The following is a 26,250-nucleotide window of genomic DNA, read 5'->3' on the forward strand; positions in this document are numbered from 1 at the left end:
TTTACCTCTATTTAATGCAAATTTTCGTTCCAATGGCTGAACCATTGTTCTGGGGTTGGGTATTTTAAATAGATTTGAAGTGCTTTTGCATAGAGATCTGCGTGACTATGTGCATCACTAATGACAATTTTTGCTGTTTTGGCCCAAGCACTAATCGCATAACGTTGATCAATACCACCAAACGTCACCTGAGTTGTAAGAATTGGAACACAACCATGAGCATACAGTTCATCTAAGGTTGCTAGTAACTCTTGATTAACTGCTATGTTTCCCGTACCAAAACCTTGTAATACTAAAAATTGAGGTGGGGCTGGTAGTAAGTTTTTTAACTGCTGCACTAAGTGCTGTGTTGCAATCGGTTGCATCATCCAGTTTAAAATTTGGAATGAAGCCGCTTTTTCAATTTGAGCATCTTGTACGATCAATTCATTTTGCTGAGGTGTAAACTCAACTTCACTACTTAAACCTGAAAATGCATCGAGTTCAGTCGTATGCGTTTTTAATGCAGTTTGTGCATGGAATACTTGATGATGGAATGCAAGATACGCACCTACAGGTAGGGCAATCACTTGTTCTAATGCAAGATATAAGTTCTCAATTGCATCAGTAAATTCACGAGTATTATCACCTTGAACATTGAGTAACGGGTATTGGCTACCAGTAATCACAATATGACAGCTTTGGCCTAAAAAGCGAGCTAGGGTTGCAGCAGCATAACTAAGAGTATCTGTACCATGAATAACGACGAAGTGTTGATAACCTTCGAGTTGGAGCTGTTGTATACGTTGAATAAGACGTAGCCAATCAGGCGCTGTACAAGCGCTGCTATCTACAATATTTGGGGCAGCAAAACAGTCAACTGTTAAGTGGGGTGGTATAACTTTTTCAAGTTGAGGCAAGAATTGGTCATATGGCATAGGCGCTAAAGGTTCACCTACACAGCCAAAAGTACCACCCATATAAAATAAGGCAATTTTTTTCATCTTTTTCAGGCACAAAAGCAGTCATCTTTGACTGCTTATGGTAAAACGATCGGCTTTAAGAAGCTATGCGATTTAGTAGATTTTTCGCGCGTTGTTGTTGCTCTGTGTTGAATTTTTGCTCATTACTTGCCAACAAGGCGTGTGCTGCTGGGTAAGCACCTAACTTGATGTACTGTTCTGCAAGTTGTAAGTCGAGCTCATTTTCATCTAACTGTTTTAATTCTGGAAATGCGTCTAGAAGTGGATCCTCTATTTGAGTTTGAGTCGCCTCTTCATTGACTACATCTATATGGTTTTGATTTTCAATCTCTGGTGTTGTAACTAACGCTGGCTCATCTAACGAAAACTCAAGAGGCGCGATTGAAGTTGCTTCTAATGGCGCTTGTTCTACGAGTGTAAGTTCATCTAGTGATGGAGCTTGTTCAACACATTTTGTCTCTGAACTTGAAGGATTTAAGTCAAGGTTAAAATCTAAAGCATTGACGCTATTCTCTTGATCTGCTTTTACCTCTAGTGCTTGAGTTTTTTCCTCAGTTTCATGCAGAGGTGCCAAGTCAAAAGAAAATTCTAAATCAGTTAGCTCATTTGTTTCTTGAGATGACGATACTTCCGGTACTTGCTGAGATGTTGATACTTCTGGTTCATGTTCTGGTTGGCTGGTATTTTCTGTAGCAGCAGTTTTTTCGAATGAAAAGTTAAATTCTAAAGGTGCAACTTCAACAGCAGGTTCTTGTTTTAAATGTGTATAGTCTTTCTGCAAATCATCAAAAGAAGCTTCAGAAGAACTTGTTGTTAACTGGTCAAACTGAGCTGTAGTGTCTGGTGTATTTTTTGGTTCTTGGTATGTTTGAGCTTGAGGAAAATCGATAGCATCAGGTTGTCTTGATGACTCATATTCTTTTTGTCTAGTTTCTGCTTGAGTCGCTATTTCATTCAGTGCCAAACTACGAATATGGCTAATTAGTTGTGTTATAGCAAACTCATCTTTTTGTGCAATATGAACTTCAAGTAACAATAAATAAAGCGCATGCTGAGTATTGTCTTTTTTTAACGCCTGGTTGACTTGAGCTTCAGCAGCTGAATATTGCTTTTCTTGAATGAGCTGCTGAATTGTTTGACGTACAGCTTCTGGAACAGGAGTACTTTGTGGAATAGGTGGAAGAGTGTCTTCTACTACATTTACTTTGCTTTTTTCACGCGAGCTTTTACTCGATTTAGAGCTCACTTTTTTATTGGTTTTTTTGTTTACCGTTTTAGGGGAAGTGGCCTCTTGTTTCTGGCTATTCTCGCGCTTTTTTAAAATAACAGCGACCACGAGTAATATGATGAACGGAATCACATATAACATTACTTTCCCCTTAAAAAATAAATATCTGCAATATAAAGCGAGCTAACTCTGGTTTTAACTTAATGTTTTTGCTTGTGAGTTTGTTGCTGTACTTTTAACTGCTGTTGTAACTCTGCCAAACGTGCATTTAAAAGTTGAATACGTTGGTCTTTTAAACGTAAAGTTTGATTTAGTTTGGTTACATTTCTTTGTAATGTAACGGTTTTTTCTCTTTTTGTCATAACTTTTACTGCTAACTCAGTATTGTTTTGACTTTGTTGTGTGCTCTTTTTAGCACTTCCATGTGTAGAATTTTGACTGTTTTCAGCCACGATGCTCATTTCTGCTTGTTGCAATCGGTATTTAGCTTGGCCAGAAGATGATTTTGCAGTATGCGTTATTTCCGTTTTTGATTTATTTTGCTGAGTTTTAGTGACAGGCGTGTGGGTAAGTTTTAGAGAAATTCCCTGACGTAAACGGTTTACATCACCTTGAATAAAAGCATGCTGGTTTTGTTGTTGGATATCACGCATGACTTTTGCAACAGGCTGTTTGGTTTTCGCTGCAATACGATTAGCAATGCTCCATAAAGACTCATTCTGTTGTACTACATATTTACCTGAAGTTACTGGTGCTTTAGGTGGGCTTAAGGTTTGTTTCTTCGCAGTATCTTGACTGAGCTTTTTTGATGGAATCGATTTCTTTTGTCCTGCTAAACTTTTAACTATTGCTTTTGGCGAAGTATGGGTATTTGACTTAGTGATAGTAGGTTGGGTTTGTGCCTGATCGTGCGCAGTGCTTGTGACAACTTGTTGAGCTGTCTGAGCCGAAGAGTTTTCACTAATTGGCGCAGATGAATTTGTATTTACCGTAGGGGCAGTGCCAGAGCTGATATTAAGATTTTGTTCACTATTAGAGTTTGTCGTCGTTGGGATGGAAGTTGATGAAGCATATTGGGTGCTTTCTGGCAGATTTAAAGCAATATCCTTCTCATTAACAACAAATTGAGGAGATAAAGTACTTTCGTTATTTTCAGACTTTCTTATCAGAGAAGGTTTAATTACAGTTTTAATATGCTGTAAACGCGTTGCAGAACCTTCACTGATTTTTACAACAATATTGAGCTCAGGATCATTAACAGGTCGGGATGAGGTAATCACAATAACCCCAGAACCTTGACCATTTTGGCGTGTATAAAAATTAAGATTTCCCGGAGGCTGATGAGTTACACCCAAAGCGCTTAAATCTTCAGGAGTCGCTAAACTCACTTGTAAGGTAGAGTTGGGGTCAGCTTGTTGGAAATTCATTTCTGCATATAACAAATCCCCGGGCGCAGACTGAATTTGTATAGGGTCTAATGTAATCGCATAAAGAGAAGGCGAAGACATAATGGTGAAAATGGCAATTTTTAATTTGTTATAAACAGTCATCTCAATCCATGACCTAATAAGTCGTAAAGTCGTTCAAAATTATACAATAATGAAATGTAAATAAATTGTAAAATTTTTACAAACCAGTTACGAAAAAGCCGATCTAATGTGATCGGCTTTTCGTTTTGACTGAATAATTCAGACCAAATTATGAGCTCTTGTATTCTACTAAGATACGTAACATGCGACGTAAAGGTTCAGCAGCACCCCAAAGTAACTGATCACCTACTGTGAATGCGCCTAAATATTCTTTACCCATATTAAGTTTGCGCAAACGGCCAACAGGTACAGTTAGTGTACCAGTTACAGCAACAGGTGTAAGGTCAGTCATAGACGCTTCACGAGTGTTTGGTACAACTTTCGCCCATTGGTTTGAAGTACGAATCATGTCTTCAATTTCATCAAGCGGTACATCTTTTTTCAACTTGATTGTCAATGCTTGAGAGTGACAACGCATTGCGCCAATACGCACACAGTGGCCATCGATCGGAACAATTTGTGAATTACCCAAGATCTTGTTGGTTTCAACCTGACCTTTCCACTCTTCTTTTGACTGACCGCTTTCGAGCTGTTTATCAATGTAAGGAATCAACGATCCAGCTAGTGGCACGCCAAAGTTAGCAGATGGGAAACCTTCACCACGTTGTAACTCAGCAACTTGACGATCAATATCCAAAATTGCAGATTTAGGATCATCTAACAATGTTTTGGTATTGTTATATAAGTAGCCCATACCAGTAATGAGCTCACGCATGTTTTGTGCGCCAGCGCCTGATGCTGCTTGATAAGTCATAGCAGTCATCCACTCCACCAAATTGTTTTGGAAAAGTGAACCTACACCCATCAACATAAGCGATACTGTACAGTTACCACCTACGAAAGTTTTGGTGCCGTTAACCAAGCCGTCTTTAATAACGTTAAGGTTTACTGGGTCAAGAACGATGATTGCATCATCTGACATACGTAAAGTAGAGGCTGCATCAATCCAGTAGCCATCCCAACCAGTCGCTTTTAACTGTGGGAAAACTTCAGACGTATAGTCACCACCTTGACAGGTAATAATGACATCCATTTGCTTCAGACTATTAATGTCTGTAGCTTCCATAAGTGCTGGGGCAGTCTTACCACCAAATGAAGGAGCTTCACCACCTGCATTACTGGTAGAGAAATAAAATGGCTCAATATGAGCAAAATCATTCTCTTCAACCATACGTTGCATAAGGACGGAACCGACCATCCCGCGCCAACCGACCAGACCTACTTTCATGTCATTTTGCCTCGGTGCGTTAAAATTAATAGGGGGAGTTGAGTGTATCAAAAGTGTCCACAACTGCAAGCGTTACAGAAACAAAACACCATGTTTATTGAGTAGAATATCTTGTTTATGTTACATACAAAATTGATAAAGATGACAAAATATTAAAAACCAAATCATCTTAAAAGAGAAAATTCAATGATTTATATCGAAGTTTTAGCTGGTCTGGTGATTTGGTTAAGTTTCTGGTCACTTATTCCTCGTGATGAGTGGTGGTTTCGTGGCGCCGATTTTCCTCGTTTGCAGATTCTATTTGTTGGTCTATTAGCCTTTGTTGGTATGCTGTTTTGGCCGACTGAATGGACTCTATGGCGTGAAATAGTGCTTGCTGTGCTTATGGCGGCCATCGCCTACCAACTAAAAATGGTTTTGCCTTATACCTTGCTCTGGAAAAAGCAGGTTAAACAGGTCAAATCATCCCAGTTAGATCAGCAAAAGCAAATTTCCTTAATTGTATCGAATGTTCTAACCCCAAATGATAAATATCATTTATTGCTTGAACAGATCAGAACATTAAAACCAGATTTGTTACTTACATTGGAAAGTGATAAGACTTGGGAAAATGCTTTAAAAGAAATTGAAGAAGATTATCCTTATCGTGTTCCCGTGCCTTTAGATAATTTATACGGCATGCATTTATATAGTCGATTACCTCTATCAAATACTGAGGTTAAATTTATTTTAAGTGATGAAATTCCTTCTATTCATACTACAGTGACTTTACGATCTGGTATGCCAGTTCAACTCTATTGTTTGCATCCGAAGCCACCGAGTCCAACTGAGGCGAAAGATTCGACTTTACGTGATGCGGAGCTCTTAATTGTTGGAGACCAGATTAAAGACTTAGATGAAAGCTGTATTGTGATGGGCGATTTAAACGATGTAGCATGGTCACGTACTACACGGTTGTTCCAGCGGATTAGTGGGTTACTTGACCCTCGAGTTGGGCGACATTTCATTAATACGTTTCATGCAGATTACCCATTGCTGCGTTGGTCTTTAGATCATATTTTTCATAGTACCGATTTTGGTTTAGTCAAAATGCAGCGTTTACCACATATTGGATCTGATCATTTTCCTGTATATGTGGTTTTGCAGACTGGTCGAATATTTGAATATATTCAAGAGGAATTAGAACAAACTCAAACTGATGAAGAAGAGGCTCAAAGCGCCATACAAGAAGGGATTGCCAAGGCTGAAAAAGAAGAAAAAATGGTGACTGATAAAATTGCACAGCCTTATAAATAAAAAGAATATAAAAATTGATGTAAGCAATATCGTACAAAGATTTGAGTCTAGGGCGAATAGGCAGGGGATGATAAAAACCTTATTCTACATTCATCGGCACATGGAAACGGGAATGGACGATCCCACGTAAGGATACACAAAGCTGATATGGAATAGCATCACGGATTAGATGTTGGAACGGAAACGATAAAAATAACGATTAACCTGAAAGCACAACCTCATTTACCCGAGTTTTGCAGGACGCAGAACTCGGGTTAATATTTTATACATACCTTATTTAATTTATCGTAAAAAAAGAAATATTTTTAAGCTAGTTTTAATTTTAAAACCTATCTAATTATAGCTAAGCGCCCATACGTTCTCATCTATATTTGAGCAATTTTTAGTGAAAAGAGATACAAATTTTTTTTTCATTAAGTTTTTGTTTTTATAGGTTATTGAGGAGCAAATATGAGCGTTAATCCATTTAGATATAAATTGGACTTGTTTAATTAACAAATCTCAATAGAATGTGCCGATCGTTGACATGTTGGATCGTCAACAGGCATTGTTGTTTATCTCGTCAGATCGGCGAGTTGTGATTTGTTTGTGCATTTAAATTTCTGTTTGGAAATTACTGTACATATTGAGGTTTCACTCTTAGTTAGTGGTCTTCTCCCTCTCATATTTGATACTTTGCGGTGCATAAGGATTGTCTTATGAAGAATTTTAAATTTAGCCTTGCTTGGCAAATTTTAATTGCTTTAATCCTAGGGATAGTTGTCGGGGCTGTTTTACATAATCAGCCTGAAATCAAAGACAGTATTGTAACTAATGTTCTTACGCCACTTGGTAAGATCTTCATTAGCCTGATTAAAATGATTGTTATTCCAATCGTTTTCTCTACCTTAATTTTAGGTATTGCAGGTGTTGGCAGTACGAAAAGTTTAGGTCGACTTGGTTTTAAAACCATTCTCTATTTTGAAATTATTACCACTATTGCTATTTTGGTGGGTTTAGTTGCAGCGAATATCTTCCATCCAGGTTCAGGCATTGATATGTCTCAACTGGTTCAAACTGATATCTCTCAATATAAGCATACAACTGAAGAAGTTCAGTCACAGTCTCATGGCATCATGCAGACAATATTATCGCTTATCCCAACGAACATTATTAGTTCGATGGCGCATGGCGAAATGTTACCTGTGATTTTCTTTGCTGTGTTATTTGGTATTGGTTTGTCTTCATTACCAGCAACAACTAAAGATCCATTATTAAACGTATTTCATGCTGTATCGGAAACAATGTTCCGTGTAACACACATCATCATGAAATATGCGCCAGTGGGTGTATTTGGTTTGATTGCAGTAACTGTCGCAAACTTCGGTTTCGCTTCGCTTATTCCTTTAGGCAAGTTAGTTGTGTTGGTATATGGCGCGATCTTATTCTTTGCTTTGGTGGTACTTGGTTTAACTGCAAAAATGTTCAGCATCAACATCTTTACTTTGTTTAAGATTTTGAAAGACGAATTAATTTTGGCATATTCAACTGCAAGCTCTGAAACAGTTTTACCGCGTATTATGCAAAAGATGGAAGCTTATGGCGCGCCTAAAGCAATTTCTAGTTTTGTAATCCCAACTGGTTATTCATTTAACCTTGATGGTTCTACGCTTTACCAGAGTATCGCGGCAATCTTTATTGCGCAGCTTTACGGTATTGAAATGTCAATTAGCCAACAGGTCATTTTAGTTGTAACTTTAATGATTACTTCTAAAGGTATTGCGGGTGTTCCTGGCGTATCGTTTGTTGTGCTATTAGCAACATTAGGTAGTGTTGGTATACCTGTAGAAGGCTTGGCATTTATTGCTGGTGTTGACCGTATCATGGATATGGCACGTACCGCGTTGAACGTTGTAGGTAATGCACTTGCAGTACTTGTGATTAGTAAATGGGAAAAACAATACGACTATGAAAAAGCAGCAGCTTATGAAGCATCGCTTAAATAAAGCTGAATTTTTATTGTTGTAATAAAAACCCGCGTTGATCGCGGGTTTTTTATGGAATTATTTCAGTACAGATTCATATAGAGCCAGTGTCTGATCACACATGTCTTTCAAGCTAAACATGGTAACAGGGGCAACGATTTGAGGCTGTTCAATATGCTGTCTAACTGTTTCCAGTAAAGCCTTTTCATTTCCTACTTCAACAAGTCCTTGTGTATATACATTCGATAAAATCTCGGCTACGCCTCCACGGTTCCAGCCAATGACTGGCGTACCGACTGAAAGCGCTTCTAATGCTGTTCTACCAAATGTTTCTGCTTGATTGGATAGAGAGAGTACAATATCGCTAAAAGCGAGCCATTCGCGAATATCTGAGCGATGTCCTACGAAGGTAATTTTATCTGCGAGACCTTTGCTTTGAATGCTGTTTTGCAACTCACTTAAATAAGCTTGTTTTTTTGCATCTGCACCACCCACAACCACAGCATGTAGCTGAGGATATTGTTCACCTAGTTTTTGCATCAATTCAATTAAGCTTTCATGACCTTTTAAACGTGTAATACGGCCAGGTAAGCAAAGTAAAAACTTATTTTCGAGTTCAGGAAAGTCATTAAAAACTTGATTAAACCATTGTGCTGATGGCTGATAATTATGTGGAAACGCGGTTGGGTCAATTCCTCGATAAATCCGAACAATATCTTGGGGAGGGCAGTTTTGATAATGGTCAGTGATGTATTTAACCACGCTGTCAGAAACCGCTATAACTTTTTCAGCTTGCGTCATAATCGCACTATAACGATTGACTGAATAAAAGCCATGCACTGTGCTAATGAGATGAGGGCGTTTATTCGCAGGTATTTTTCTTAAAGCAAAATGAGTCAGCCAAGCAGGTACACGTGAACGTACATGAACAATATCGGGTTGATGTTGTTCAATCAGCTGACGTAATGGGCGGATTTGCCACAAGCTTGACAGTGACTTTTTATGAATTGGCAGTGTTAAATGAGTAGAACCTTCAGCTTCGAGCTGTGAGACCAAACGCCCGCCGTTAGATACAACTAAAGACTGATGGCCTTGGGCAATAAGTGCACGTGCAATTTCGAGTGTGCCGCGTTCTACGCCACCGCTATTGAGTTCTGGGAGAAGTTGCATCACTTTCATTGTTTTTTGCCTTTAGGTTGTAGCAAAGCAGGGTCTTGCAGTTCATTTATTTAATATTTGGAGTTTACTCCTTACTTTTGTTTTGGCAAAAGTAACAAAACCATTTGTTGGACTAACGACACATCCATGATGTCGTAGCCCAACGGGCGACATCCTTGTCGCCTTTGCACGATAGTACATACTAGTGTTTATTTAGATGTTTATAACTACAGTGCAGTCATTAGATTATTTAATAGATCTCTTCATATCCCTCAGGACGTGTCTTAAATCGACGGTGGAACCACATATATTGAGTCGGTGCGATGCGAAGTTGATTTTCAATAATTTTATTGATGCGTGTTGCATCATCAACTTCATCTTCACTTGGCATATTGTCAACCGCAGGTTCAATCAGAACATGATATTTCGGGTTCTTAATATCCCCATGGCGATAAAAATATAAAGGCACGGCGACTGCTTTTGAGATTTTTAATAAGCGGCGGTGTGCAGTTACTGTGGCAGCAGGTACGCCGAAAAACGGTGCCATAACACCTTGTTTAAGTCCAAAGTCTTGGTCGGGGCTATACCAAATTGCATCACCATCTTTAAGGTGACGAATTAAACCACGCATATCATCATGGTCGATTTGTGCTTTATAAATCGTGCCACGGCAACGATAAATGAGCATATCGAGCAATGGGTTATTTTGAGGTCGATAGACAACATCTGGTTCAAAATATTGAGCACACACATAACCACCTGCATCAAGAAGCGTGCTGTGAGTCCCCAGTAATAAAACACCTTTTCCCTGAGCTTGGGCATTGGTAATGTGTTCTAAACCTTCAATCGTGACTCGGTTTTTAAACCAGCGTGGGCTGTACCATGCATTTAAGGTTTCAAATACCCCAAGCATCATATCGACGAAAACTTGTTGAGCTTGTTGTTGAACCTTATCGGCAGACCATTCAGGAAAGCAGACTTCTAAATTACGAATAGTGGTTTTACGGCGTGATTTTAGATATTTCCAAGCTAGATGGGCTACACCATGCGCCAGACGCCATTGTATGGCCCAAGGTAAAATAGCCAAAAGCATTAAAAAGACAATAGCAATCCAAACACCCCAATATTTAGGCAATAAAAAGGACCATTGAAATTCACCGGGCGTATAAGGCTGCTTTTGGCTCATAACGATATAAAGAGTTCAAAAAGTTAAAACAGGCAAAAGTGTATCACGAACTGAATTTATCGTCGTAATACACTGTTCAATTGAGTGTTAAGAAGAGAGGAAATAAGAAGCTTAAGTTATCGGCGATTTTCTAAAAGAATTTTAACAGCGAGTCCTGCCAGTACAGTTCCCATCAGCCAACGTTGTACATTTGCCCAAAGAGGTTTTTGTTGTAGAAAAAGAGCAATGCTACCCGCAGAAAGTACAATAAGCGCATTTACTGAAACGCTGACAAAAATTTGAATCGTACCGAGTTGAATTGATTGCCACAAAATACTGCCTTGTTGGGGGTGAATAAACTGTGGCAGTAAAGATAAATACATAATCGCAATTTTAGGATTAAGCAGATTGGTCGCGAAACCCATTAAAAAGAGTTTAGCAGGGGAATCTACTGATAAATCTTTTACATTAAAAATCGGAGCGGCATTTGGACGTAGGGCTTTCCATGCAAGCCAGAGTAAATAAATTGCACCAGCAATACGAATAGTGTCGTAAGCGTAAGGAACGGCTACAATTAATGCTGTAATCCCGAAAGAAGCGCAAAGCATATAAAAGATAAAGCCTACCGCTACACCACCTAAAGAAATAAATCCAGCGGTTTTCCCTTGGCAAATTGAACGGGAAATAAGGTAAATCATATTCGGACCAGGAGTGAGGACCATCGCTAAACAAATTAGTCCAAATGCCAAAATTTGAGAAAGCTCCAGCATGCTAAAACACTCCAATATTATTATGCTGTTAGATATAACATAATTCTTATATTCAAACCCAAGACTATTTAAAAATACTAAAAATAGCGAAGATATAATCCATTATAGGAATGTGATTTATAAGCTTTAAGTTTTTAAAAGCTTATATTCACAATATAAAAAAGAGCCTGCTTAATTTAAGAAGGCTCTTTTTTAAAGTTCTTTTTAGGAAAGTAAAACGAATTAGTTTCCTTTGCTCATTTGTTCAAGCACGTCCCAACGTTCCAATTTTTCAAGTAATAACTCGTCAATTTCTGCAAGACGCTGGCTTGCTTTTGTTGCTGCATCAGCATCTTTAACAAACCATGAACCATCTGCAAGTTTCTCAGAAAGTTCCGCTTGTTCCTTTTCTAAGTTTTCAATTTCAGCGGGTAATTGTTCAAGTTCACGCTGATCTTTATAACTTAGTTTGACCTTTTTAACGGTACTTTGGGCAGCAGCTTTTTCCGCTTCAGCTTTTGCCTGAGCTTTTTTAACATCAGATTTCTGATCGACTACTTTGTCATCTGGACGTTGCTGCAAATAGTCTTGGTAGCCACCGATGTATTCTGCAATATTGCCTTTACCATCAAATACCCACGTAGATGTTACGACGTTATCCATAAATGCACGGTCATGGCTAATGAGTAGCAATGTGCCTTTGTAATCAGACAGCATTTCTTCTAGAAGCTCAAGAGTCACCATATCCAAGTCATTGGTTGGCTCATCCATTACAATCAGATTCGATGGTTTGAGTAGCAATTTAGCGAGTAAGATTCGATTTCGTTCACCACCAGAAAGTGCTTTTACCGGAGTACGAGCACGTTCAGGTGAAAATAAGAAGTCTTGAAGGTAGCTGTAAATATGGCGACGGTTGCCATTCACATCAACAAAGTCAGAGCCTTCTGAAACGTTTGCCATGACTGTTTTTTCAAGGTCTAAGGCATTACGTAATTGGTCAAAATAGGCAACTTCTAACTGCGTACCTGTTTTAACTGAACCGCCATGTTCGATTTCACCTAAAATGGCTTTAATCAACGTCGTTTTACCAACGCCGTTATCACCTACCAAACCAATACGATCGCCACGCATAACAAGGGTAGAGAAATCTTTGATCAGTAAATTATCGTCGTAAGCAACGCTTAAATGTTCAATATCAAATACTAATTTACCTGAACGATTTGCGTCTTGAGTTGCCATACTCACTTTGCCTTGTTGTGAGCGGCGTGCTTTTGATTCTTCACGTAAAGCTTTTAAGGCACGCACACGACCTTCATTACGCGTACGACGTGCTTTAATCCCTTGGCGAATCCAAGCTTCTTCTTCAGCTAACTTTTTATCAAATAAAGCATTCTGTTTTTCTTCTGCTTCCATTTGCTGAGCTTTTAGCTCTAAATAGCGAGAATAATTGCCTTCATAACCTCGCAGAATACCGCGGTCGAGTTCCACAATTCGAGTTGCAATACTATCTACAAAAGAACGGTCATGCGAAATAAATAGAAGCGTTAAATTATTTTGATCCAGTAAAAACTTTTCTAACCATTCAATACTTTCAACATCTAAATGGTTCGTTGGTTCGTCTAGAAGTAATACATCTGGTTGTGTCAAAAGAGCTCGAGCCAATAAAACACGGCGTTTACGTCCACCTGACAGGTCCGCTAAGTCTGCATTTGGATCAAGCCCCATTTTACTTAAAAGAGCATTTACCTTATTTTCTAATGCCCAACCATCTAGTTGGTCTAGCTTATGCTGAAGGTTACCCATGCGATCACAGGCTTCCATATCTCCTAACATACAAGCGTCGGTCGCTTCATGATAAGCTCTGAGTACTTCAGAAGCTTCACCTGCACCATCTGCCACAATGTCCGCTACTTTGCCAGAGTCCATTGGAACGTCTTGGGCTAACATTGAAACAGTTAGACCATTTTGAATGGAAACTTCACCAGAATCTGGTAATAGGCTTCCCTCGATCAGTTTAAGTAAAGTAGACTTACCTTCACCATTACGCCCAATTAAACAGACTCGTTCGCCACGTTCTAGATTAAAGTTCGCGCCATCGAGTAGGGCAGGTCCGCCAAAAGCAAGTTGGACATCCCTTAGGGTAATATAGGCCATAATGTTTTCCAGAATCTCAAATGAGGATTTAAATGACTAAACCACCATATCATGATGATCAAGCGTCATTGTCCGCACCCATTGAAGATTTGCAAGTGCGAATTACATTTTTGGATGATTTAGTTGAAGAATTAAATCAACAACTCGCTATTCAGACTCTAGAAATAGCTGATTTAAAAAAACAAATGCAATTTCTCTATCAACGTGTGGAATCATCGGATTTATCAGAAGGCATTGCCGCTTTTGATCCATTAACTAATAAACCTCCTCACTATTAATAAAATGGCAAGTTCAATACTTGCCATTTTATTAGGGAATATCTTCAATTTTATTTAAAAACCATGTAATACGATTTTCCCTTTTGTTGTGCCGCTTTCAATTTGCTGATGAACTCGTTTTAAATTTTCAGCATTAATTGGACTTATAACCTCGGTTACGGTCGTTTTGATTTTTCCTTCGTCAACTAGTTTGCTGACCTCATTTAATAGTTCACTTTGTTTTTGCATATCTTCAGTCTGGAACATTGAACGTGTAAACATAAACTCCCAATGCACCGATACTGACTTCGATTTAAAAGGTTTAATATCTAACTGGGCCGGATCATCAATTAAGCCAAAATGGCCTTGTGGCGCAATCAACTCTACGATATCTGAGAGATGCTGATCTGTTTGAGTGGTTGAGAATACATATAAAGGTGCATCTAAACCTAAGTGCTTGATTTGGGCTGCTAAAGACTCTCGATGATCTAATACATAGTCAGCACCAAGTTGCTTAACCCATTCTTTAGTTTCTGCTCGTGAAGCTGTCGCAATAATTGTTAGGTTAGTCAACTGCTTGAGTAGCTGAATTGTGATTGAACCTACTCCACCAGCTCCGCCAATGACTAATATTGATGTATTTTCTGGGGTAACTTTAGGTACTTGTAATCGATCAAATAGCATTTCCCATGCCGTGATAGCAGTTAAAGGAAGAGCAGCTGCTTCAGTTTCTTCTAAAGTTTTTGGTTTATGACCCACAATACGTTCATCAACCAACTGCAATTCACTATTACTACCTTGGCGATTGAGTGCGCCTGCATACCAGACTGCATCTCCGACTTTAAATTGGGAGACTTGATCTCCAATCGCTTCAACGACACCTACTGCATCCCAACCTAGAGTTTTCCACTGATTATTTTCTGGGCTTACATTGTTGCGAATTTTTGTATCTACCGGATTAACTGAAACTGCTTGGACACGAACAAGTAAATCACGACCTTCTGCAACGGGAGTGTCGAGTTCAATATCAACGAGTGCTTCTGATGAAGTAATGGGACCTGCTTTTTGATATGCCACAGCTTTCATAATAATAATTCCTCTTGTTGAGAGTTTGATCATAACGTAAGCTTAAATTTAGTGACTACAGACAAATAACGCTCATAGTGTCAAAAAGGATACTGTAAAATGGCAAAACTACGACATTCAAGTTTTGATTGCTCCCCGGGTTGTTCAGTGGAGGCGGCCATTAGTTTGATTGACGGAAAGTGGAAATGCGTCATTCTTTGGCATTTATTTAATGAGGGTACCTTACGGTTTAATGAAATTCGAAAGCGTGTTCCGAGCATTACCCAAAGAATGCTGACAAATCAGTTACGTGAGTTAGAGCAAGACGGAATTATTCATCGGGAAGTTTACCCTCAGGTTCCACCTAAAGTGGAATATTGCCTGACCGAATTAGGACAAAGTCTTGAGCAAATTTTATTTGCTTTAAAACTGTGGGGTGATGCTCATCTTGACCGATTTGGAAAGTTGACACTTGTTAATGATGGTCAGAACTCTTAAATATATTTGAGTTACAACGTGGCAATTTGCACCGTGAAATACCGATATTTTGGGCCTTGCGATCTTATCGGGTATTATTTTTCTGATGTAACTTGCGTTTTCTGGTCAGCTTATGCAACTCTAATAAAAGAGATTAATAGGTTTTGCTATGGACAATATGGGAATTTGGGTTACCGTTATCATTGTTCTTTTCGTACTAGGCTCCATTTTTGGTTTAAGAGTGAGCCCACGTGAAAAGGCACTTGGTATTATGCGTGATAAAGCCCGAAAAATAGGGTTACATCCACGTGTAATTGTTGCACCTGAATGGACACATGTCCCAATGGCTACTGAAAAGCGTGCCAGCATGGTTGCTTATTATAGTGTATTGATTCCTGATGCCCGTTTATCCTTAATGCGTGCTCGTGTTATAGACGGCAAGTTAAAAGTGGTTCAGGGCGATGAGAAATTTAATGATTCTCCCATTGCATTAAAAGGGATTTATGCTATTGATATGCAGGCAAACTGTGTAGGGCTTTATTGGGATGAGGAATCAGACCTGAGAGCAACACAATTAGATGAGATGAAGGCTTATCTGTTGACCTTGGCTAAAGCCTGATTTTTAAATTTATTGGTATAGGAATAACATTTTATATGGCGAATACCTCGCGCTCTGCATCTCAAAGCACAGCATCTACTGCACCTGCTGCACCTAAACGTGCCTTAGTGATTGTGGAGTCGCCTGCCAAAGCGAAAACCATCAATAAATATTTGGGTTCGCAATTCATTGTAAAGTCTTCTGTAGGTCACGTACGTGACTTGCCAACAGGTGGCAGTAAATCAACAGAGAAAAAGCCGGCTGCCCGGACTAAACTCACCGAAGCCGAAAAAGAACAAAAAGCGAGTCAGGCTTTAGTTAATCGTATGGGCGTTGATCCTGAGCATGGTTGGGAAGCACATTACGAAGTTCTGCCTGGTAAAGAAAATGTTGTAGCTGAACTCAAAAAACTCGCTAAAGATGCCGATGCAATCTATCTCGCAACGGATTTGGATAGAGAAGGGGAAGCTATCGCTTGGCACCTAAGAGAAGTGATTGGTGGTGATGACAGCCGTTATCACCGTGTGGTATTTAACGAAATTACTAAAAATGCCATTCAAGAAGCATTTAAACAGCCAACACGTCTAGATTTAAACCGTGTAAATGCTCAGCAAGCACGCCGTTTCTTAGACCGTGTCGTGGGCTTTATGGTTTCGCCATTACTTTGGGAAAAAATTGCCCGTGGTTTATCTGCTGGACGTGTGCAGTCAGTAGCAGTGAAACTGGTTGTAGAACGTGAGCGAGAAATTCGTGCTTTTATTCCAGAAGAATATTGGCAAGTTTTTGCAGATACCCAAGCGAAAAAAGATGACATTCGTCTTGAGGCATTTAGACAGGCTGGTAAAACCCTTAAACTGAAAAATAAAGCTGAAACTGATGCTTTATTAGATGTTTTAAAAGGTGCTGAATATAAAGTTGCACAGCGTGAAGATAAACCAACTAAGGTCAATCCAAGTGCACCTTACATTACTTCAACTCTGCAACAGGCTGCGAGTACACGGTTAGGCTTTTCTGTGAAGAAAACCATGATGTTAGCTCAGCGTTTATATGAAGCTGGTTTTATTACCTATATGCGTACTGACTCAACTTTCTTGAGTGATGATGCAGTAAGCATGGTACGTGCGCATATTGAAAGCCAATATGGTGAAAAATATTTACCGGCAAAGCCAAACCGCTATGGGAACAAAGCCGGTGCTCAAGAAGCCCATGAAGCGATTCGTCCGTCAAATGTTGCACTTACAGGTGATCAGCTTGCGGGTGTAGAGCGTGATGCTCAACGTCTATATGATTTGATCTGGCGTCAGTTTGTTGCGTGTCAAATGACACCAGCAGAATATTTGTCTTCTACTTTGATTGTTGAAGCAGCGAATGTTGAGCTAAAGGCAAAAGGCCGTACGCTTGTATTTGAAGGCTTTACTAAAGTACGTGGTGCGAATAAGTCAGATGACGATATTATTTTACCTGCTATTAAAGTAGGCGAAATTTTAAAGTTAGAAAAGTTAGATCCAAGTCAGCACTTTACTAAACCACCTGCACGTTTTACTGAAGCATCTTTAGTTAAAGAGCTTGAAAAACGTAGTATTGGTCGCCCTTCGACTTATGCAGCGATTATTTCTACTATTCAGGAACGTGGTTACGTTAAGTTAGAAAACCGTCGTCTTTTCGCCGAAAAAATGGGTGAGATTGTGACGGATCGTCTGGATGAAAGTTTTAATAACTTGATGAACTATGCGTTTACGGCAGACCTTGAAGGACAGCTCGATAAAGTTGCAACAGGCGAGCGTAACTGGAAAGAGTTACTCGATACTTTCTACGGTGACTTTAAGAAACGTCTGACCAATGCTCAAGGCGAGCATGGAATGCGCCGTAACCAACCAGTTGAAGTCCCAGCTGTACATTGCCCTGAATGCTCACGTCCAATGCAAATTCGTACGGGTACAACAGGTGTATTCTTAGGATGTTCCGGCTATAACTTGCCGCCTAAAGAGCGTTGTAAGGGTACATTGAACTTAACACCTGTTGAGTCTTTAGCTGCGTTATCTGATGATGATGGTGCTGAAACTGCTGACTTGATGTCAAAGCATCGCTGTGCAAAATGTGGCACTGCCATGGACAGCTATGTGATTGATGGTGGCCGTAAACTGCACGTATGTGGTAATAACCCTGATTGCGATGGTTTTGAGCTTGAAGAAGGTGAGTTCAAGATTAAGGGTTATGATGGGCCAACGATCCCATGTGATAAATGTGATGGTGAAATGCAGCTGAAGACGGGTCGTTTTGGTCCGTATTTCGCTTGTACCAGTTGTGACAATACCCGTAAAGTCTTGAAGAGTGGTCAACCTGCACCTCCACGTGTAGAACCTATCAAGATGGAACATTTACGTTCAACGAAACATGATGACTTCTTTGTGTTGCGTGATGGTGCGGCGGGCTTATTCTTGGCAGCGAGTAAATTCCCGAAAATTCGTGAAACACGTGCGCCAAAAGTTGCAGAGTTACGTAGTGTGGCAGCTCAGCTTGATCCAAAATATCAATTTATTTTACAAGCGCCAGATGTAGACCCTGAAGGTAATCCAACAATTGTGAAATTCAGTCGTAAGAATCAATCACAATATGTCGGTTCAGAAACCCCAGAAGGTAAACAAACTAAATGGAGCCTAGTTTACCAAGATGGTAAATGGGTTGAGGGCTAATCAAGTCCAACATAAAAAATGCTAGCTCAGCTAGCATTTTTTATGTCTAAAACAATAAAAGAAAATTTTAATTTTATGGGGAATAAGAATGTGGAAAAACATTCGGGTCTTATGTTTATTAATTATTTTATTGATTGTTGCTGTTCAAGCATGGCGAGATCAAAATCAAGATTGGAATCGACCAGTTGTAGTCGTTTTACATCCTATTAATGCAGATGGTTTAGAGATAACACAGAGCTATATTCATCAGTTGAAAAATGAAGATTTTTGGGCAATTAACAGCTATTTAAGTGAGTGGTCACAGCATTATCGTGGGCAATCAGGAAACTTTACAATTCGATTAGGGCAACAGTTGCAGCAACGACCACCCGAGGTTCCTCAAAATGCCAATATTTTGCATGTTATGTGGTGGAGCTTAAAATTTCGTTTCTATGCATGGCGACAAAAACAACCCGAAGACATTGGCGCATCACTTAAACTTTATTTAAATTATTATGATCCCAACTATCAAAAAGTTTTGATCCATTCGACTGCTTTAGAAAAAGGTCGTATTGGTAGTGTGAATTTATTTGCGACCAAGACACAAGCTTTACAAAATCAGGTCGTGATTGTTCATGAGCTATTACATGGCTTTGGGGCACAAGACAAATATGATTTAAAAACAGGACAACCTATTTATCCTTTAGGTTATGCCCAACCTGAAAAAGTACCTCTATATCCACAAACCGATGCCGAAATCATGGGTGGTCAAACGCCTTTGTCTGAGCAGAGCAGTAAAATGCCGAATGGCTTACATGAAACAGTAATAGGTTTAATTACAGCTCAAGAAATTGGCTGGATGAAATAAAACTGTGGATAAATACTGCTTTATCCACATCAATTGTTAAGAAACGATGCAGATTTTATACAGACAAAAAATGTGAAGTGCATCACTATTATTAGGTAGATGAAATTCTAATACCTGATAATAAGAGTAGCCATGATGAAAACTGTAGGTAATGATTTAGTACGTAATCAGTTACATGCTGACCGTAAATGGTATTTGATATTGGGCTTTGTGCTTATTGGTTTTGGCCTGATTTTATTTAGTTCATTACCATTTGCGACTTTTTCTGTTGTTTTTTTATTTGGAATACTCATGATGGTCGGCGGTGTTTTGCATCTCGTCGCGGCTATGAGTGTTTTTAAAGGCGCAAGCCGATGGTTGTGGGCACTGTTTGGTGTGCTTTATTTAATGGCTGGTTATTATGCGTTTTCTACTCCAGTCACTACAGCAGTGGTTCTGACAAGCCTATTATCTATAGCGCTGATCATTGCTGGTGCTATACGTACCATAAATGCAATTTTACTTAAGCCAATTACTGGATGGGGCTGGACCCTTTTTTCAGGGTTATTGACGCTCGCTACAGGTATTTTAATTTTAGTTTCTAAAGATTCACCTTTTTGGGTATTAGGAATGTTCCTTGCTATTGATATTTTATTTCAGGGAATTAACTTTCTAGGTTTGGCTTCAGCCATTAAACATCTTCCTTCTAGTTCAAAAACAGTATCTTAAAAAATAATATTCAACCAAAGAGCACTTTAAGTGCTCTTTTTGTTTTTAGGATAGGCAGACCCATCTGTTGCCTCGGTCTGTTAAACTATGTCTTGGTGTTTTAGCGATATGTGTTATGAGTCTTGCAAAATTAATTAATGAACTAAATGCTCAGCAAAAAAAAGCAGCTACTACGTCTGCACAAAACTGTTTAGTTTTGGCGGGCGCTGGTTGTGGCAAGACTAAAACCATTGTTGCTCGTGCAGCTTATTTAATTGATCAAGGCTTACCAGCGAACCAAATCCAGATTTTAACGTTCACGCGCCGTGCTGCGAGTGAAATTGTTGCGAGAGTAGAACAACATGTGGGAGCACAGGCAAAGGGTCTGAGAGCTTCAACTTTTCATACGTTTTGTATGTATTTGCTACGCCGTAACCCGCAAGCTTTTGGGTTAAATCAATTTAGTATTATTGATCGTGATGATCAGTTGCTTATGTTTCGCTTATTAAGAGGCAAAGATAAAGATAACGTCTTGCCCAAAGCCGCAGAGCTGTGCGATTTATATTCCTATGCAAGAAATACTCAAACCAAACTTTCTGAAGCACTCCTTAAGCAACTTCCAGAAGCCTATGAGCATAAGGCACAAATTGCTGAGTTGATGAAAACTTATGAGCAACGTAAGAAAGAGCGTAATTTTTTAGATTACGACGATATCTTGTCGATTGTGGCGGTGCATTTACAAAACTCAGAAGCGCTCACCAATTGGGTGGCAGGCTTCTGTCAGGCATTGCTAGTTGATGAAATGCAAGATACCAATCCTTTGCAATGGGCTTTATTGCAGCCCTTGATTGGTAAAGTGAAGCTGTTTTGTGTTGGCGATGATGCCCAGTCGATTTATGGTTTTCGCGGTGCAGACTTTGAAAATATCCATTCTTTTAAAGAGCGGATACCCGATGCAGTTATTCATACACTGGATTTAAATTACCGTTCGACTCAAGAGATTTTGGATTTATCAAACTGGTTGTTGGCACACAGTCCAATTGATTATCAAAAACAGCTGCAAGCTCATCGTGGTCAAGGGCAAAAACCACAGCTACATTTGTTTGGTAATGAGTTTGAAGAAGCAAACTGGATTGCACAAGATTTAATAACGCGCCATCAACAAGGTGCGGGCTGGTATGACCATATGGTCTTGGTACGTTCTGGTTATAGCGCTCGTTATATAGAAGGGGCTTTTATTGCCGCTGAAATTCCTTATCGTTTTATTGGTGGGGTAAAACTTCTTGAATCTGCACACGTGAAAGACGTGCTTAGCTTGCTACGCATTGTGAGCAATCCTCACGATGATTTGGCGTGGATGCGTTTTTTAACCTTATGGGATGGTATTGGTGATGTTGGTGCAAGTAAGCTAGCGCAAGAGTTGATGGGAATTGTTGACGTTGAAGAGCGCTGCAATCGTCTAGAACGTCATGGGAAAGTCCCTTTACAAGCGATTTTAATTTTAAAACAGCTAGATGTATTACAGCAGCATGTTGAAGCAAGTATTGGCTTGGCACTCGATGCTTTAGGTGAACAACTAGAGCAAAATTATAAAACTAAAGATTGGTCTCGCCGATTAAAAGACTTTGATTTAGTCAAACAACTTGCACGTAAACATGCGTCTTTAGGTGAATTCCTTGAAGAATATGTTCTTGAACCTATTTCAGTTTCTGAAATTGAGAAAGCAGCTGATCAGGATTTAGTGACGTTAATTACGATTCATTCAGCTAAAGGTGCCGAACAGAAAGTTTGCTATGTACCTCATGTATCGCCAAATCAATATCCTTATGCAAGGGCACAGGGCGATTTTGATGATGTCGAGGAAGAGCGCCGCGTATTGTATGTTGCATTAACACGTGCAGAGAATGAATTAATTTTGACCAAGCAAAATCTCAATACATGGTCGCAAGACACGTATGACGAGCAAGGTCGTAAAATCGAAAGTTATTTCCTAAATGATCTTCCTGCACATTTAGTTCAGGCAAAGATTCATAGGCAAGTACCTCAGCCATTTGCTAAAAAACAATGGAACCGTTCACCTACAGTAAATTTAGGTTTTGGTATCGATCTGGATTAAACTACTGTATAAGACACTGTGATTACTTAAATATATTGGCTACTCCCTTTAATTGCCAATTAAGGTTAGAAAATGAAGATATTAGTTCGTAATTTAGATCGTGCTGTGAGTGAAACTGAAATTTTAGAGTTATTCAAAGCATTTGGTAAAGTTGAAACGTGTGTTCTTGTTACTGATAAAGACACTGGCAAATCAAAAGGTTTTGGTTTTGTTGAAATGCCTAACCCACGTGAAGCAATTAAGGCAATTAAAGGCTTAAACCTGCTTAAAGTTAAAGGTAATGGAATTCGCGTTAAAGCAGCTGAAGAGTAAGTCTTTAGTGTGAAAAGACAGTTTTTAGCTCTTTCGATTGTAACGCCAAATGGCACTCGTATCGCTGAAGGTATCAAAACACTTGAAGTACGTTCATGGGTACCTACAAAACTGCCAATCAAAGATCTATTAATTGTCGAGAACCAAAAATTTTTGGTTAAAGATACAGATGAAGAAGAGGGAGTTGCTGTCGCTTTAGTTGATGTCGACTCTATTCATGCTTGGCGAAACGATGAAATTGAGTCAGCATGTGCAACTGCTTGGGACGAAGGGTATTTTGCTTGGGTTTTAAGTAATGTTCGTCCTATAAAGCAGCCACTAAAAGTTTTAGCGAAACGTAAAATTTATCAAGTTGAGCTGGATTTACCATAAATAACGTTGATTTTATTAATGGAGTCGTTAAGCTAAAGGATAGCTGTTGCAATAGCGATTTTAGAACAGGAAAGTTTAGTTATGTCACGTGTTGCTCGTTATCATGCCGATCGTACCAATCAGAAGCTCTATTTTGCGCGCTTAGCGTGTCAACAGGCAGAACAGACCGATCATGTGCAGCAGATACAAGCCTACCGTGAAGCAGCTGTATTTCATTTACATGGCGCAATGTTAGCTTTCTTACAAGAACTCGTACGTTATTACCGTTTAAATGAATTGCAACCCACTTTAAAATCTATTGAAGAACATATGGCGGCGAAAGGACAAGTTTCTCCAGAAGTGTCCGTTTTGCAACAATTGGCGAAAGATGGTTTTGTTGCAGAGCTCAAACGAGCTTACCGTATGTGTCAATATGCACCAGAACCTAAAGAGCCGACCCCAGAAGAAGAAACCTCTTCTAATCTCATTATCAAAGTGACTCAAGGTCCTCAATCTTGGTTGCCAGATGTTAAGATTTTGCGTGAATGGCATCGTGAGTTAAGCCATTTAATTGATGGTTTTCGTAATGAAATGGTCGAGTTCTAAAATTAAACTGCCTAGATGCTTGAAATTTAGACTAGGTGTGCCTATATAAATAAGACAAGAGAAGCAAAGTGCAAGGGTGCTTTGCCACCATGTTGAAACATGGAGGAAGTATATGTCTATACAGCAATTGAAAGAGTTATTTGGAAATCAAGAAGCCGTTTTGGAATTGGTCCAACTCGAAGGTGGTGAACTCGCCTTGCGTAATGCAGGTTCTGAGAATGAACCCTTGGTTAAAATTCAATTTAGCGATGAAGTCAAAGCAATCTTGGGTGAGCAAACTCCAGTTGTTGCTCAGCATATGATTCAGGCTGCACTATTTGGACTGCTCGAAAAGCAGGTAAATGAATGGCAGGCTGAGGTACTAGACGAACAGCCTAAATTCTTGAGTTAAAAAAAGCGTACTTTTAAGTACGCTTTTTATATAGGGTTAATGAATAGTTGACTGATGGGCAAGCTCGATCTGATTTAATATATGATGGCTCATATTCTTTGCCATTTCCTCTTTAGCATAGAACACTTCACCAATATTCTCGTCTCGAATAATAGCCGCTTCTTCTTTACTCTCTGCGCAAATTAATACCTGAATCTGAGGATTTAATTGCTTGGCAATGCTTACAATACGGTGGATATCTAAAATATCCATAGGGGAGATCACCAAGAGTCGTGCATGCATGATATGTGCTTGAATTAAAACACTCGGTTCGGTAGCAACACCACTTACAGCAGCAATATTTGCCTGACGCAGTTTTTCTACGATTTCACGATTCTCTTCTGCAATAACGACCTTAATATTCTCATTAATTAGATTTTCAGTGATGCGTCGTCCCACACCGCCATATCCAACAATCACGACCTGATCACGTAAGTAAGCTTGATCCACTTCATCGGGTAACATGGCTAGTGGGTCACCACTGCGTTCAAGAAGTCGGGCTAGATGAGAGCGCTCACGAATCCAGCGTTGTACTGGCTCAATGGCAGAGAATATAAAAGAGTTCAGCGTTATCGAAAATAAAGCGCCTGCTAGAATCAGGTTTTGGGCTTCTAATGTTAATAAGCCTAAAGATACACCTAATGTTGCCAAGATAAACGAGAATTCGCCAATTTGGGCCAAACTCGCACCAACTGTAAGGGCTGTATTAATTGGATAGCGAAAGAATAAAACTAAAGCCATTGCGGCAAGAGTTTTACCTATCATGATAATTGCAATCACTGCCAGAATTTGGAGTGGACGTTCAACAAGAATATGGGGATCAAACAGCATTCCCACAGAAACAAAAAACAGAATTGAGAAAATTTCACGTAGTGGAAGTGTTTCTTCTTCTGCGCGGTGGCTAAAGTCTGATTCTTTAACAACCATTCCTGCAAAGAAAGCCCCTAATGCCATTGAAACCCCAAAAATGGCATAAGAACCATAAGCAATCGAAACAGCAGCAGCAACAACAGTAAGGGTGAATAGCTCTCTTGACCCTAAACGAGCAACGAATTGCATAATAATAGGCACAACGCGCTTGCCTACAATCAGCATAAAGGCAATAAAGCCAATCACCTTTAATAAGGTTATCCCAAGAGTTAACCAGATATTACTGTCTGCACCTGCTGGTGCTTTTCCACCGAGTAAAACAGCTGTAGCTGGAAGAAGTACTAAAACCAGTACCATCACTAAATCTTCGACTAACAGCCAACCTACAGCAATTTTGCCGTTAACTGAGTCTAGAAGACCTCGGTCTCCTAATGCTTTTAATAATACAACTGTACTTGCACACGATAGACTTAAGCCAAAAACGAGTGCAGACCCGAAATTCCATCCCCATAGCATTGAAACGCCAATACCAAGTAAGGTTGCAACAGCGATTTGTAAAATTGCGCCAGGCAAGGCAATACGACGAACTAGCAGCAAGTCATTTAATGAAAAGTGCATCCCTACACCGAACATTAGGAACATGACCCCGAGTTCTGCAAGTTGGTTGGCAAGATGAATGTCTGCAACGATACCTGGGGTATTTGGACTAATAATAATTCCGGCAATTAAATAACCGATAAGAGGAGGGAGTCGTAATCGGGCTGCAAAATAGCCAAAAATGAGGGCAACGCCGAAACCAACAGCAAGTAAAATAATTAAATCTACGTCATGCGGCACTAAAAACTCCTTTTACGTGAGTTAGGCTAAAGACAAGCATAAAAAATGCCAAGGCGAAATATGTGGAAAGTTTATCAAAAAAAAGCTAGCTATAAAAAAAATGCAAAAAAAACGACTTCATTGTGAAGTCGTTTTTTTTCGAGGCTAAAATTATTTGATTTTAGCTTCTTTGAAAATCACGTGTTGACGGATTTTTGGATCAAATTTTTTGATTTCCATTTTTTCCGGCATAGTACGTTTGTTTTTAGTCGTGGTATAGAAATAACCTGTACCAGCTGTAGAAACGAGACGAATCTTATCACGCATTGTTCAGACTCCTTAGATCTTTTGACCTTGAGCACGAAGGTCTGCAACAACCTTTTCGATACCCAATTTGTCAATAATACGCATACCTTTAGTGGTTAAACGAAGACGTACAAAACGTTTTTCGCTTTCTAACCAGAAACGGTGGTGGTGCAGGTTCGGCTCGAACCGGCGCTTGGTTTTGTTGTTGGCGTGTGAGACGTTGTTACCAACGACTGGACGCTTGCCGGTAACTTGGCAAACCTTAGACATGGTGTAACTCCATTGATTCAGCCAACAGCAAATCTGTGGCCAGTCATACTAAATGT

The 26,250-nt window shown here is 39.5% G+C and carries 25 protein-coding genes; 13 read left to right on the forward strand and 12 right to left on the reverse strand.

The window, feature by feature from the left end:
- Positions 1 to 11: 11 nt before the first annotated feature.
- From ACS125_RS06135 to asd, 4 genes are all read right to left on the reverse strand, one after another.
- Entirely contained in the window at positions 12 to 983 is a 972-nt protein-coding gene (locus tag ACS125_RS06135; RefSeq protein WP_004794846.1) for an asparaginase, read from the reverse strand.
- A gap of 55 nt (positions 984 to 1,038) precedes the next feature.
- The gene (locus ACS125_RS06140) at positions 1,039 to 2,331 is read right to left on the reverse strand and encodes a hypothetical protein (RefSeq protein ID WP_443271072.1); all 1,293 of its coding nucleotides are present in this window, start codon (positions 2,329 to 2,331) and stop codon (positions 1,039 to 1,041) included.
- Between the two features lie 59 nt (positions 2,332 to 2,390).
- Positions 2,391 to 3,740, reverse strand: coding sequence for a type IV pilus assembly protein FimV (locus ACS125_RS06145; RefSeq protein WP_443271074.1), 1,350 nt, complete (start codon positions 3,738 to 3,740; stop codon positions 2,391 to 2,393).
- 148 nt (positions 3,741 to 3,888) lie between these two features.
- Entirely contained in the window at positions 3,889 to 5,007 is a 1,119-nt protein-coding gene (gene asd, locus ACS125_RS06150) for an aspartate-semialdehyde dehydrogenase (protein WP_004794839.1), read from the reverse strand.
- Between the two features lie 186 nt (positions 5,008 to 5,193).
- Between asd and ACS125_RS06155 the strand changes: the two genes are divergently transcribed.
- Both ACS125_RS06155 and gltP read left to right on the forward strand, forming a co-directional pair.
- Positions 5,194 to 6,303, forward strand: coding sequence for an endonuclease/exonuclease/phosphatase family protein (locus tag ACS125_RS06155; protein WP_443271076.1), 1,110 nt, complete (start codon positions 5,194 to 5,196; stop codon positions 6,301 to 6,303).
- A 698-nt stretch (positions 6,304 to 7,001) separates the two neighbouring features.
- Complete coding sequence (gltP, locus tag ACS125_RS06160; protein WP_004794835.1) at positions 7,002 to 8,288, forward strand: glutamate/aspartate:proton symporter GltP; 1,287 nt, start codon at positions 7,002 to 7,004, stop codon at positions 8,286 to 8,288.
- Between the two features lie 57 nt (positions 8,289 to 8,345).
- Here gltP and ACS125_RS06165 read toward each other — a convergent pair whose 3' ends face one another.
- The 4 genes from ACS125_RS06165 to ACS125_RS06180 form a co-directional block, all read right to left on the reverse strand.
- Positions 8,346 to 9,446: a glycosyltransferase family 4 protein gene (locus ACS125_RS06165; protein ID WP_443271078.1), complete on the reverse strand. Its 1,101-nt coding sequence runs from the start codon at positions 9,444 to 9,446 to the stop codon at positions 8,346 to 8,348.
- A gap of 229 nt (positions 9,447 to 9,675) precedes the next feature.
- Complete coding sequence (locus ACS125_RS06170) at positions 9,676 to 10,611, reverse strand: LpxL/LpxP family acyltransferase (RefSeq protein ID WP_174758233.1); 936 nt, start codon at positions 10,609 to 10,611, stop codon at positions 9,676 to 9,678.
- Between the two features lie 116 nt (positions 10,612 to 10,727).
- On the reverse strand, positions 10,728 to 11,360 hold the full coding sequence (locus ACS125_RS06175) for a LysE family translocator (RefSeq protein WP_174758232.1): 633 nt from the start codon (positions 11,358 to 11,360) through the stop codon (positions 10,728 to 10,730).
- A gap of 222 nt (positions 11,361 to 11,582) precedes the next feature.
- Positions 11,583 to 13,493: an ATP-binding cassette domain-containing protein gene (locus tag ACS125_RS06180; RefSeq protein ID WP_174758231.1), complete on the reverse strand. Its 1,911-nt coding sequence runs from the start codon at positions 13,491 to 13,493 to the stop codon at positions 11,583 to 11,585.
- 32 nt (positions 13,494 to 13,525) lie between these two features.
- Between ACS125_RS06180 and ACS125_RS06185 the strand changes: the two genes are divergently transcribed.
- Positions 13,526 to 13,771, forward strand: a complete 246-nt coding sequence (locus tag ACS125_RS06185; RefSeq protein ID WP_004794826.1) for a SlyX family protein — start codon at positions 13,526 to 13,528, stop codon at positions 13,769 to 13,771.
- Positions 13,772 to 13,825: 54 nt separating this feature from the next.
- On the opposite strand, the gene ACS125_RS06190 is transcribed toward ACS125_RS06185, so the two are convergent.
- A complete protein-coding gene (locus ACS125_RS06190; RefSeq protein WP_443271081.1) occupies positions 13,826 to 14,836 on the reverse strand; it encodes a zinc-binding alcohol dehydrogenase family protein in 1,011 nt (336 codons plus the stop codon).
- Positions 14,837 to 14,935: 99 nt separating this feature from the next.
- Between ACS125_RS06190 and ACS125_RS06195 the strand changes: the two genes are divergently transcribed.
- The 10 genes from ACS125_RS06195 to ACS125_RS06240 all read left to right on the forward strand — a co-directional run bounded on the left by ACS125_RS06195 (position 14,936) and on the right by ACS125_RS06240 (position 23,893).
- Positions 14,936 to 15,313 carry a winged helix-turn-helix transcriptional regulator gene (locus ACS125_RS06195; RefSeq protein ID WP_005302097.1) on the forward strand — a complete coding sequence of 126 codons (378 nt, stop codon included), beginning with the start codon at positions 14,936 to 14,938 and terminating at the stop codon, positions 15,311 to 15,313.
- Between the two features lie 148 nt (positions 15,314 to 15,461).
- A complete protein-coding gene (locus ACS125_RS06200) occupies positions 15,462 to 15,911 on the forward strand; it encodes a hypothetical protein (RefSeq protein ID WP_004794821.1) in 450 nt (149 codons plus the stop codon).
- 35 nt (positions 15,912 to 15,946) lie between these two features.
- Complete coding sequence (gene topA, locus ACS125_RS06205) at positions 15,947 to 18,583, forward strand: type I DNA topoisomerase (protein WP_312820890.1); 2,637 nt, start codon at positions 15,947 to 15,949, stop codon at positions 18,581 to 18,583.
- A gap of 88 nt (positions 18,584 to 18,671) precedes the next feature.
- Positions 18,672 to 19,430 carry a hypothetical protein gene (locus ACS125_RS06210; RefSeq protein WP_443271084.1) on the forward strand — a complete coding sequence of 253 codons (759 nt, stop codon included), beginning with the start codon at positions 18,672 to 18,674 and terminating at the stop codon, positions 19,428 to 19,430.
- Positions 19,431 to 19,565: 135 nt separating this feature from the next.
- Positions 19,566 to 20,138: an HdeD family acid-resistance protein gene (locus ACS125_RS06215; RefSeq protein ID WP_034596457.1), complete on the forward strand. Its 573-nt coding sequence runs from the start codon at positions 19,566 to 19,568 to the stop codon at positions 20,136 to 20,138.
- A gap of 115 nt (positions 20,139 to 20,253) precedes the next feature.
- Positions 20,254 to 22,233, forward strand: a complete 1,980-nt coding sequence (locus ACS125_RS06220) for an ATP-dependent helicase (RefSeq protein WP_443271086.1) — start codon at positions 20,254 to 20,256, stop codon at positions 22,231 to 22,233.
- A 72-nt stretch (positions 22,234 to 22,305) separates the two neighbouring features.
- Positions 22,306 to 22,545 carry an RNA recognition motif domain-containing protein gene (locus tag ACS125_RS06225; protein WP_003654760.1) on the forward strand — a complete coding sequence of 80 codons (240 nt, stop codon included), beginning with the start codon at positions 22,306 to 22,308 and terminating at the stop codon, positions 22,543 to 22,545.
- Positions 22,546 to 22,554: 9 nt separating this feature from the next.
- Positions 22,555 to 22,917 (forward strand): ASCH domain-containing protein, encoded by a 363-nt coding sequence (locus ACS125_RS06230; RefSeq protein ID WP_443271089.1) that lies wholly within the window; start codon positions 22,555 to 22,557, stop codon positions 22,915 to 22,917.
- An 81-nt stretch (positions 22,918 to 22,998) separates the two neighbouring features.
- The gene (locus tag ACS125_RS06235) at positions 22,999 to 23,502 is read left to right on the forward strand and encodes a DUF6586 family protein (protein WP_004794811.1); all 504 of its coding nucleotides are present in this window, start codon (positions 22,999 to 23,001) and stop codon (positions 23,500 to 23,502) included.
- A gap of 112 nt (positions 23,503 to 23,614) precedes the next feature.
- Positions 23,615 to 23,893 (forward strand): hypothetical protein, encoded by a 279-nt coding sequence (locus ACS125_RS06240; protein ID WP_002114792.1) that lies wholly within the window; start codon positions 23,615 to 23,617, stop codon positions 23,891 to 23,893.
- A 36-nt stretch (positions 23,894 to 23,929) separates the two neighbouring features.
- Here ACS125_RS06240 and ACS125_RS06245 read toward each other — a convergent pair whose 3' ends face one another.
- The 3 genes from ACS125_RS06245 to rpmB form a co-directional block, all read right to left on the reverse strand.
- Positions 23,930 to 25,639, reverse strand: coding sequence for a cation:proton antiporter (locus ACS125_RS06245; RefSeq protein WP_443271092.1), 1,710 nt, complete (start codon positions 25,637 to 25,639; stop codon positions 23,930 to 23,932).
- 150 nt (positions 25,640 to 25,789) lie between these two features.
- Complete coding sequence (rpmG, locus tag ACS125_RS06250) at positions 25,790 to 25,945, reverse strand: 50S ribosomal protein L33 (protein WP_003654787.1); 156 nt, start codon at positions 25,943 to 25,945, stop codon at positions 25,790 to 25,792.
- Between the two features lie 12 nt (positions 25,946 to 25,957).
- Positions 25,958 to 26,194, reverse strand: a complete 237-nt coding sequence (rpmB, locus tag ACS125_RS06255) for a 50S ribosomal protein L28 (protein WP_000048256.1) — start codon at positions 26,192 to 26,194, stop codon at positions 25,958 to 25,960.
- Positions 26,195 to 26,250: the final 56 nt, after the last annotated feature.

Source organism: Acinetobacter sp. PFS20 (assembly GCF_052261015.1).
Taxonomy (GTDB): domain Bacteria; phylum Pseudomonadota; class Gammaproteobacteria; order Pseudomonadales; family Moraxellaceae; genus Acinetobacter.